Here is a 5,237-nt window from a genome sequence, read left to right on the forward strand (position 1 = left end):
ATATAATATAGATATTTAAATCTAAAGATATTTTTCCTTTTTAAGGTAAATTTTGATGTTTATGATAAATAATATATATAAAATCTAAAAAATCTATTATAATTTTTGTAAGAGATATAATTTTAAGATTCTGGAGGTGCCTATGAATAAATATTATGAAGAAATAATCAATACTATAGGAAATACTTATAACCATTTTATAGATGTCTCTATAAATAAAGATTTATCAATATTTAATATAGAATTAGGCGAATTTGCCCAGATTAAATTAGAATTAATAAATATACAACAAAATAAAGACAAAGTCCTAGAAGAGATAAATAAGCAGAGTGAAATAATATTATTAGATGTTAAAAAGGTAGATAAAGGCTATGAGATACCTCTATATATAAATAATAAAGAATTAAGATATAAGGTTGTTTTATATTGCGAGGATATAATTTGTAGGATAAGATTTTGGGATTATAGCAAGATAAATATATCAGAAGACGAGAATAAAGATAACTATAGAGTTTTGTTAGCAGTTAAAGAAGCAAAAAACATATTGATGAAATACAAAATATTTGGGGATAATGGACTCAATTATATAGAAAGAGAGCTAATTAAATATGCTTTGCTGATACTTATCTTAAATTTATTACAATTAGAAAAACAATATAATCAAGAATTTTCACTAGATAAAGAAGATCTATTAAAAACAAACGATATAAATATAGAAAAAATTGAGTTAGAACAGGCATTAAAAGCACTTGAATTTTATAGAGATAAAGTTAAAGGGATAGATGAAATTAAAGAAGAAATAGTGATATACTTAAATAATTTAAAAGCATTGGGGAAAAATGATAATAATTATAATTTAAAACAATATAAAGAAAATAGATATAATTATCCTAATCATTGTTATTATTACCAACCTATTTATAGGATTTATTCAGATTTTTCAATAGCAATTAAAAATGCATGTAAAGATTTTGAAGATAAACATCAATTTCCAAATACTAAATTTGCTACAAATATCAATAACTATATCCAAAATAAAATAATTCCTATATTAAAACTAAATGAGTTTGAAGGAGAGTATCCTTATTTTATATATAAAGACTATAAGAAAATATACATTATATCTTTTGAAATAAAAGAGAATAAAGTTGTAATTAAATACGACGATAAGGATAAATCAAACCTGAAAATAAAATCACTATTAGAAAATATCGATTATAGAGAAATGAAGCCAGAAGACTTTTGTGTATATCTAACTTCAGAATGCTTAGATAAAGAGTCTGTAGGAGATTGCATAAATCAATTTATAGATGATTTGAGATTACATAAACAAGTAGAATTTGACCAATATGACGATAATATAATTGATAAACCATATAAGAAGAAAATAAGCATTTTAGAAAAGATAATTTCAAAATTTAAAAAGGAAAAAAATAAATAGCTTATGGATATACATTAATTTTAAATTTATATCTATAAGCTATTTTTTAAAATTAAATATTCTAATGGAACTCCTAAGCTAAACAATTTACAATATAAATTTGTATAGTATTTACACTTCTTAAAATAAATCTTGGCATAGTCGGTATTATTATACACCTTCCAAGTGCCACAATACTTAAAATCCTTTCCTTTATTATCAATAAAACCTTTTACATCCCAAATAGGGTAGCCTAAAAAAACTCCTATTTCGTGGGGTGTTTTTTGTAAAGATTCAAATCTATATTTAAGATAATTTAAATCACTGTCTAAATCGTTTAATTTATATCCATATGATTTTAAGAAATTATGTGCAGCTATAGAGGATAAATTTTTAGTTAACTTTATAGGTCTATACACATATATTAATGAAGAATTATCTCTTTTTAGTAGATTGATGAAGAAAACCCCTTTGCCGTTATATTTGATATTATATTGTGCTAATATTTTATCTAGTGGGTATGAATTATCACACTTAACCTTAAATAAACTACCACATTTAAAGCCAACTAATGTAGGTGAACAAAATTTGATTAATTTCTCTTGAAACATATAGCATACCTCCTATATATAGTATCAAAAGTAAAGTAAAATTTTATTCTAGAATTACAAATTTAATATAGCAAAATCGGGATAATTAAAATAAGAATTATTATCAATTATTGTTGACAAATTTACCCAAAAGGTCTAATATATAACTATAAAAAATAAAAAATGATAATTGATATCGTTAAATAATGATTTTGATAATTATTATTAACTATCAATTATCCGTCACTTTAAAATAGTAAAATAAAAAGAGAGGGTGTGCATGTTATGTCATTAACTATGGTGAATATTGGCGAACAAAAAATAATTAAAGAAATACGTGCTAAAGAAAGCGTAAAAAGACACTTACAAAACTTAGGATTTATAGCTGGAGAAAAAATAGAAGTAATCTCTGAAAACAATAGTGGAATAATATTAATGATAAAAGGGTCTAAAATAGCTTTAAACAAAGGCATGGCAAACAAAATTATAGTTCAATAGTTGCACAATTTAATTGGGAGGAAATGTTTATGAGTAAGACGTTAAAAGATTTAAAGCCAGGGCAAAAAGGTGTTGTTCTTAACCTTGGTAAAAAAGGACCAGTAAGAAAAAGATTAATGGATATGGGAATAACTCCTGGTGTAGATGTAGAAGTTGTAAAAGTAGCGCCTTTAGGAGATCCAATAGAAGTAAACTTAAGAGGATATGAATTAAGTTTACGAAAAGATGAGGCAGAACATATAAATTTAAAATAGTTCTAAATCATATAAAATAAATATAGTATATAGCACTTATATAATTTAATATGACATTAAAAATCATGACGTAATTGGGGTAAAATGTAATAATATTTAGAGGAGAGACGAAATGAGTATAAGAATTGCGCTTGCAGGTAATCCAAACTGCGGTAAAACAACATTATTCAACGATATAACCGGCTCAAAACAACATGTTGGTAACTGGCCAGGTGTTACAGTTGAACAAAAAACAGGTAAATATAAAAAAAATAAGGAAATAGAGATAGTAGACTTACCAGGTATATATTCTTTATCTCCATATTCAGCAGAAGAAATAGTAGCAAGAGACTACATAGTTGATGAAAACCCAGATGTTTTAATAGACATAGTAGATGGTACTAATATAGAAAGAAATTTATATTTAACTTTACAAGTATTAGAAACTAAAATACCTACTGTAATCGCTTTAAATATGATGGACGAAGTTGAAGCATCAGGAACAAAAATAGACGTTAAAAAACTTTCAAAAATATTAGGTGTACCAGTAATCCCAATAGTTGCAAGAAATGGAAAAGGTGTAAATGAATTAATGGAAGCTGCACAAAAGATAGCTTCATCAAAAACACAAAGTAACGACTTAGAAGTATTTTCACCACAAGTTAACAACTATATAACAGAGATAGTGGGATTACTTGATGATAACGATAATCAAAATCACAAATCTAGCTCATATGAAATGTGGCAAGCAATAAAAATACTTGAAGAAGATGAAATAGTAATTGAAAAATTACCAGGAAATAAAAGAGCAAAAATAACTTCAATAGTAGAAAAAGCAAATAGTGACTTCAATGGAGACACAGAAGCTGAAATAGCAGACCAAAGATATAAATTCATATCAGAAGTAGTAAATAAAACAGTTAGCAAACCGCTTAAAGCAAACGGTCAAAGAAAAGAAACAACATCAGATAAAATAGATAAAGTACTTACAAACAGAATTATAGCTATACCAGCCTTTTTAGTAATTATGTATGCATTATTCTCAATCACTTTTGGTGAAGGACCTTTAGGTATAGGTGTATGGTTACAAACTATAGTTACTGATTTTTGGGATGGACCATTTACAGAAACTATAATGGGTGCAATAGAAAGCATGGGTGCTGCTGATTGGGCAACAGGACTTGTTGGCGATGGTATCCTTGCTGGGGTAGGAGGAGTTGTATCATTCTTACCACAAATATTAGTATTATTCTTATTAATGTCATTCTTAGAAGACAGTGGTTACATGGCGAGAGTTGCTTTCGTTATGGATAGATTATTTAGAAAATTTGGTTTATCAGGAAAATCTTTCATACCACTTTTAATGGGATATGGTTGTTCAGTACCAGCAGTTATGGCATCTAGAACACTTGAAAGTGAAAAAGATAGAAGATTAACTATAATGATAACACCTTTCATGTCTTGTGGAGCTAAATTACCAATATACTTAATGTTTGCTGCAACTTTATTTACACAATATAATCAAACATTAATAATTTACTCTATATATATGATAGGTATAGTAGTAGCAGTAATAGGAGCTTTAATATTAAGTAACACTTTATTCAAAGGTGAAACTTCAAACTTTATAATGGAGCTTCCTCAATATAGAATACCAACTTTAAGAAGTGTATTAATACATGCATGGGAAAAAGTTAAAGGATTCGCAATAAAAGCAGGAACAATAATCTTAGGATCAACTATCCTTATATGGTTCTTATCTAGTTTCAACTTCAGTGGAATGTGTGAAATGGATGAATCTATATTAGCTAGTATAGGTAGAGGAATACAATGGATATTTACACCACTTGGATTTGGTGAATGGAGAGCATCAGTTGCAGTTGTAACTGGATGGATAGCTAAAGAAAATATAGTTTCTACATTCGGTGTATTATTCGGTGCAGCAGATGCAGTATCAGAAGCAGCAGCTGAAGGTACAGCAGCACTTCCAGGATTATCAGCAGTATTCACTCAAGCAGCAGCATTCTCATATATGGCATTTAACTTACTTTGCATGCCTTGTTTCGCAGCAGTAGGTGCTATAAAGAAAGAAATGGGTTCTTGGAAATGGACTGGAATAACAATAGCATTCCAAATGATAACTGCTTATATAGTAGCATTCATCGTATACCATGTTTGTATGTTTATCTTTTAGATAAATTTCACTTAAATAAGTGTATAATGTATAAATAGGAGATGAATTAAAATGATCAATTGGATAATTGCAATAGTAGCGATATTAATAGTGGTTGCGACAATTGGCAATTTTATCAAAAAGTCAAAATCTGGCAAAAGTAGTTGTGGCTGTGGTTGTAGCAACTGTTCTTCAGCTGACAAGTGCCATGCAGATATAGATCAAATGGTAGATGATTTAAAAAAAATTAAATAATAAAGTAACCTAAATGAAAAACTCTAGTATTTTGGTCCCCCCAATTTAACTAGAGTTTTTTATTTATA

General features: G+C 27.6%; 6 protein-coding genes. 5 read left to right on the forward strand and 1 reads right to left on the reverse strand.

Features of this window, described 5'->3' with window-relative positions; all coding sequences use genetic code 11:
• Nucleotides 1-142: 142 nt before the first annotated feature.
• Complete coding sequence (locus RDX53_RS13635) at nt 143-1,441, forward strand: hypothetical protein (protein ID WP_195931309.1); 1,299 nt, start codon at nt 143-145, stop codon at nt 1,439-1,441.
• Nucleotides 1,442-1,473: 32 nt separating this feature from the next.
• Here RDX53_RS13635 and RDX53_RS13640 read toward each other — a convergent pair whose 3' ends face one another.
• Nucleotides 1,474-2,031, reverse strand: coding sequence for a DUF3793 family protein (locus RDX53_RS13640; protein WP_195931310.1), 558 nt, complete (start codon nt 2,029-2,031; stop codon nt 1,474-1,476).
• Nucleotides 2,032-2,307: 276 nt separating this feature from the next.
• On the opposite strand from RDX53_RS13640, the gene RDX53_RS13645 reads away from it, so the two are divergent.
• The 4 genes from RDX53_RS13645 (at nt 2,308) to RDX53_RS13660 (ending at nt 5,169) form a co-directional block, all read left to right on the forward strand.
• Entirely contained in the window at nt 2,308-2,508 is a 201-nt protein-coding gene (locus RDX53_RS13645) for a FeoA family protein (RefSeq protein WP_307994341.1), read from the forward strand.
• 29 nt (nt 2,509-2,537) lie between these two features.
• Nucleotides 2,538-2,762: a FeoA family protein gene (locus RDX53_RS13650; protein WP_022072102.1), complete on the forward strand. Its 225-nt coding sequence runs from the start codon at nt 2,538-2,540 to the stop codon at nt 2,760-2,762.
• Between the two features lie 112 nt (nt 2,763-2,874).
• Nucleotides 2,875-4,935, forward strand: coding sequence for a ferrous iron transport protein B (feoB, locus tag RDX53_RS13655; protein ID WP_195931312.1), 2,061 nt, complete (start codon nt 2,875-2,877; stop codon nt 4,933-4,935).
• Between the two features lie 51 nt (nt 4,936-4,986).
• On the forward strand, nt 4,987-5,169 hold the full coding sequence (locus tag RDX53_RS13660; RefSeq protein ID WP_295571455.1) for a FeoB-associated Cys-rich membrane protein: 183 nt from the start codon (nt 4,987-4,989) through the stop codon (nt 5,167-5,169).
• Nucleotides 5,170-5,237: the final 68 nt, after the last annotated feature.

The organism is uncultured Intestinibacter sp., assembly GCF_902468165.1.
In the GTDB taxonomy this organism is placed as follows: Bacteria; Bacillota; Clostridia; order Peptostreptococcales; family Peptostreptococcaceae; genus Intestinibacter.

Bases quoted from the DNA above. Each gene is read 5' to 3' on its own strand.
- RDX53_RS13660 (WP_295571455.1), top strand. From the start codon at position 4,987: ATGATCAATTGGATAATTGCAATAGTAGCGATATTAATAGTGGTTGCG.
- RDX53_RS13650 (WP_022072102.1), top strand. From the start codon at position 2,538: ATGAGTAAGACGTTAAAAGATTTAAAGCCAGGGCAAAAAGGTGTTGTT.
- RDX53_RS13640 (WP_195931310.1), bottom strand. From the start codon at position 2,031: ATGTTTCAAGAGAAATTAATCAAATTTTGTTCACCTACATTAGTTGGC.
- RDX53_RS13635 (WP_195931309.1), top strand. From the start codon at position 143: ATGAATAAATATTATGAAGAAATAATCAATACTATAGGAAATACTTAT.
- RDX53_RS13645 (WP_307994341.1), top strand. From the start codon at position 2,308: ATGGTGAATATTGGCGAACAAAAAATAATTAAAGAAATACGTGCTAAA.
- feoB (WP_195931312.1), top strand. From the start codon at position 2,875: ATGAGTATAAGAATTGCGCTTGCAGGTAATCCAAACTGCGGTAAAACA.